The organism is Streptomyces sp. NPDC054841 (assembly GCF_053611045.1).
On sequence record NZ_JBSGZO010000627.1, the window covers coordinates 1 to 4,111 of the forward strand.

Sequence of the window (4,111 nt, forward strand, 5' to 3'; positions counted from 1 at the left end):
AATACGCCCAGTATGAGGACGACCCTCCGCCTTGCGATGCACCGCATCTGACGCCGCGCGCTGATCCACCGGGGATTACGGGACAGCCCTTAGGTCACCTGCCGAAAGGACCCATATGAATGGCCGTACCAAAGCCGTCGCACTCGCCGCGGCACTGCTGATCACCGCCGGTGCCACAGGCTCCGCCGTCGCCTCGGGGGATGGCGACGGAGGCAGCCCGCGCGAGGCGGCGGCGCTGACCGGTACCGCGAAGCTGTACCGGTCCGAACCGCACGACATCACCTTCACCTTCGACGCGCACCTCGCCGCCGAGGACGAGCGGGACCCGATGGCGGCCACCGGCACCTTCCGCTTCAGCCACCGCTTCCCTGACGGGAAGAGCGGCTGGGCGGAGGCGAAGGTCGACTGTCTGCTGACCGGCGGGAAAGTGGCGGTCGTCACCGGGGTGGTCACCGCGTCGGACCTGGACGACGTCGTGGGCAAGCGGGTCGGAGTGACCGTCCACGACCAGGGCAGGCGCGACCGGCTGGGTTACAGCTGGGCGAGCGTGGGCACGGCCGCGGACCAGATCAAGGATCTGCCGAAGTGCGTGAGTTCCGCGCCCTTCGAGAAGGTGAAGTCCGGCACCGGCGACTTCACGGTGCTGCCCTGGCAGCCGCCGCTCTAGGGCCGGACAGGCCCTAGACCGGCGAGATCCGCCGGACAGGCCCTGGGTCCTGTCCGGTGGCCAGGGCCTGATCAGCCGGACAGGCCCTGGGGACTGCTACGCCGGCGAGCCCGAGGAGAACCGCCTCAGCAGCGGGGACAGCACCAGTACGGACTTGGTGCGCTCGACGTACGGCTCGCCGGCGATCCGCTCCAGCACGCGCTCGAAGTGACGCATGTCGGAGGCGAAGACCTGGACGATCGCGTCCGCCTCGCCGGTGACGGTGGAGGCGGACGCGACTTCCGGGTAGCGCTCGAGACCGCGCTTGATGGTCTCGGGCGAGGTGTTGCTGCGTGCGTAGATCTCGATGAAGCCTTCGGTCTCCCAGCCCAGTGCGGCCGGGTCGACCCGGACCGTGAAGCCGGTGATGGCCCCCTCCGCCCGGAGCCTGTCCACGCGCCGCTTCACGGCGGGCGCGGACAGACCGACGAGCGAGCCGATGTCGGCGTAGGAACGACGAGCGTCCTCGGCGAGGGCGTGGACGATGCGTTCGTCGAGATCGTTCAGTCGCACAGGGGGTGGATCACTTCTCTGCTGTTGCCAGTCGGGAACGGCGAAGGCCGTAAAGGAAGTAGAACACGAGCCCGGCGACCATCCAGCCACCGAACCACAGCCAGGTGATGGCCGGGAGGCTCCACATCATGTACGCGCAGAAGACGAAGCCGAGAATCGGGGTCACCGGGAAGAGCATGACCTTGAAGGTGCGGTTCATCTCGGGCCGCTTGTAGCGCAGGATCACCACGGCCACGTTCACCAGGGCGAAGGCGAAGAGCGTGCCGATGCTGGTGGCGTTGGCCAGTTCACCCAGCGGGATGAAGGCCGCGAGGGCGCCGCAGAAGAGCGAGACGATCACGGTGTTCGCGCGGGGTGCGCCGGTGCGCTCGTTCACCTTGGCGAACACCTTCGGAACGAGTCCGTCGCGGGACATCGCGAACAGGATGCGGGTCTGGCCGTACAGCACGGCGAAGACGACGCTGGCGATGGCTATGACCGCGCCCGCGGCGAGCACCACGCCCCAGAAGCTCTGGCCCGTGACGTCCTTCATGATCTGCGCGAGCGCCGCGTCGGTGCCCTCGAAGTCCTGCCACGGCATGGCGCCCACGGCGACCAGAGCGACGAGGCAGTAGAGCACGGTGACGATCAGCAGCGACAGCATGATCGCGCGCGGCAGGTCCTTCTTCGGGTTCTTGGCCTCTTCACCGGCGGTGGAGGCGGCGTCGAAGCCGATGTACGAGAAGAAGAGCGTGGCCGCGGCGGCGCTGATGCCGGTGACGCCGAGCGGGGCGAGGGGGGCGTAGTTGCCGGCCTTGATGCCCATGAAGCCGATGCCGATGAAGAGCACCAGCGTCACGATCTTCACCATGACCATGATCGTGTTGACGCGGGCGCTCTCCTTGGCGCCGCCCATCAGGAAGACCATGGCGAGCAGCACGACGACGAGAGCGGGGAGGTTGATGAAACCGCCCTCGCCGATCGGTGCGGACACCGCGCCGGGAATGGTCACGCCGATCGTGCCGTCGAGCAGCTCGTTCAGGTACTCGCCCCAGCCGACGGCGACGGCCGCGACCGAGACGCCGTACTCCAGGACCAGGCACCAGCCGCAGACCCAGGCGATGAGCTCGCCCATGGTCGCGTACGAGTACGAGTACGAGGAGCCGGACACCGGGATGGATCCGGCGAGCTCGGCGTACGACAGCGCCGAGAACAGGGCGGTGAGGCCGGCGACGACGAACGAGATCGCGACGGCGGGGCCGGCGAGCGGGGTGGCCTCACCGAGCACCACGAAGATGCCGGTGCCGAGGGTGGCACCGATGCTGATCATCGTCAGCTGCCACATCGAGAGCGAGCGGCGGAGGCTGCCGCCCTCGCCCTGGCCGCCCTCGGCGACGAGCTGCTCGACCGGCTTGCGGCGCATGAGGCGGCTGCCGAGCCCGACAGCCGGGCCGCCGGGGTCCTGCTGGGGAGTGACGGGTGGCGCTGCGCCGTGATCCAACACTGGGGAGGCTCCTTATCGCTGCCTATCGGGAGGCGGCGACCGAGGCGGTTCCCGTGCGCGGGCATGACCGAGCAGCCCTGAGCGGGGATCGCCGAGCAGACGGTCACCGCCACTCCACGTACAGCGAGGACCTTACGAGGTAGGCGTTCCCGACCGTAATGCATGAGCTTTGCGCACTCGCGCAGGATCATTGCGTGCTTGCGGCGGCGACAGAGGATCGTTGCACGGTCAAGCAAAAGTGTTCAGATCTCACGCAGACGGTCGGCGATCTCACGAAGGAGTGACGGGTCGTGCGAGCCCCGGCGGGCGGGCGGCTCCGAGACCCGGACCAGACCCGCCTCGACCAGGTCGACGAGCAGGACGCGTACGACGGTGAGCGGCAGATCGGCGTCGGCGGCGACCTCGGCGACCGGGCGCGTCCCGCGGCGGACCAGTTCCAGCAGTGAGCTGCGGGCATGATCGAGCCGCGGCTCGGGCCGGTCCCATTCCGCGGCCGTGACCTGCGACATCAGGTCGATGTGATGCTCCGCGGCGGGACGGGTCCGGCCCCGGGTCACGGTGTACGGCCGCACCATCGACCCGGTTTCGTCCTCGTACCAGTGGTCGTTCACGGGCTATCTGTCGACGGCCTCGGGGACCGAGCGCGCGGGAACGGCCATATGCCGGCCGACGCGCCTGACCAGGAGCGCCATTTCGTGGGCGAGCTGTCCGACGTCGGTTTCGATGTCGCTGAGCACCGCCAGCCGGCTACCGTCGCCCGCAGGGGTGATGAAGAGATACGCGCCGTCGAGCATGACCATGGTCTGTCGGACCTTCCCGGCTGCGAATCGTGAACCGGCTTCCTTGGCGAGGCTGTGGAAGCCCGCGCAGACGGCGGACAGATGCTCGATGTCGCGCGCGGGCATGCCGCGGGAGGCGCAGGTGACCAGCCCGTCCGCGGTCAGCAGCACGGCCTGCCGGACGTGGTCCGTCCTGGCGAGCAGATCGTCGAGCAGCCAGCCGAGGTCGCTCGCGGCGGTCGTGCCCTCGGGGTGGTCGCGATCGTCGCAATCGTCGTGATCGTTCCGCTCAGCCATCGTGGCCCGTCCCTTCGTCGTTCGTACGGGAGCGCTCGCCGGACTCCGGCGCGGCCTTCCGGCCCCGGTCGAGTCCGCGCTGGAACGCGCCGAAGATCGTCCTCATCTCGTCCGCGCTGACCTCCCGCTCCGGCGCGGCCGCCTGGTCCGCGTCCGTGTCCGCGTCCGCGGGTCCGTCGCGCAGGGGGGCGGCGAGCGAGGCCTGGCGTACGCGTGTGGGCAACGTCCGCGGCCCGGAGCCGCCCGCCGGCTCGGCCGGCTCCGCAGGTTCCGCGCGCTCCCCGCCGCCGCTCTGCGGGCCGGACCCGGACCCGAGGCCGTCGCCGTCACCTG

The 4,111-nt window shown here is 69.7% G+C and carries 5 protein-coding genes and 1 pseudogene; 1 reads left to right on the forward strand and 5 read right to left on the reverse strand.

The window, feature by feature from the left end; all coding sequences use genetic code 11:
• The first annotated feature begins 115 nt into the window (after nt 1-115).
• A complete protein-coding gene (locus ACWGI8_RS40715; RefSeq protein ID WP_453668490.1) occupies nt 116-667 on the forward strand; it encodes a Repetin in 552 nt (183 codons plus the stop codon).
• Between the two features lie 96 nt (nt 668-763).
• Here ACWGI8_RS40715 and ACWGI8_RS40720 read toward each other — a convergent pair whose 3' ends face one another.
• The 5 genes and pseudogenes from ACWGI8_RS40720 to ACWGI8_RS40740 all read right to left on the reverse strand — a co-directional run.
• Nucleotides 764-1,219 (reverse strand): Lrp/AsnC family transcriptional regulator, encoded by a 456-nt coding sequence (locus ACWGI8_RS40720; protein ID WP_453668491.1) that lies wholly within the window; start codon nt 1,217-1,219, stop codon nt 764-766.
• Nucleotides 1,220-1,229: 10 nt separating this feature from the next.
• Nucleotides 1,230-2,702 (reverse strand): amino acid permease, encoded by a 1,473-nt coding sequence (locus ACWGI8_RS40725; RefSeq protein ID WP_453668492.1) that lies wholly within the window; start codon nt 2,700-2,702, stop codon nt 1,230-1,232.
• Between the two features lie 242 nt (nt 2,703-2,944).
• Complete coding sequence (locus tag ACWGI8_RS40730; RefSeq protein WP_453668493.1) at nt 2,945-3,313, reverse strand: DUF742 domain-containing protein; 369 nt, start codon at nt 3,311-3,313, stop codon at nt 2,945-2,947.
• Nucleotides 3,314-3,316: 3 nt separating this feature from the next.
• Nucleotides 3,317-3,778, reverse strand: coding sequence for a roadblock/LC7 domain-containing protein (locus ACWGI8_RS40735; RefSeq protein ID WP_453668494.1), 462 nt, complete (start codon nt 3,776-3,778; stop codon nt 3,317-3,319).
• Nucleotides 3,771-4,111 (reverse strand): annotated as a pseudogene (locus tag ACWGI8_RS40740) (nitrate- and nitrite sensing domain-containing protein); the annotation flags it as partial. The gene ACWGI8_RS40735 and the pseudogene ACWGI8_RS40740, both read right to left, overlap by 8 nt.

Bases quoted from the DNA above. Each gene is read 5' to 3' on its own strand.
- ACWGI8_RS40715 (WP_453668490.1), top strand. From the start codon at position 116: ATGAATGGCCGTACCAAAGCCGTCGCACTCGCCGCGGCACTGCTGATC.
- ACWGI8_RS40735 (WP_453668494.1), bottom strand. From the start codon at position 3,778: ATGGCTGAGCGGAACGATCACGACGATTGCGACGATCGCGACCACCCC.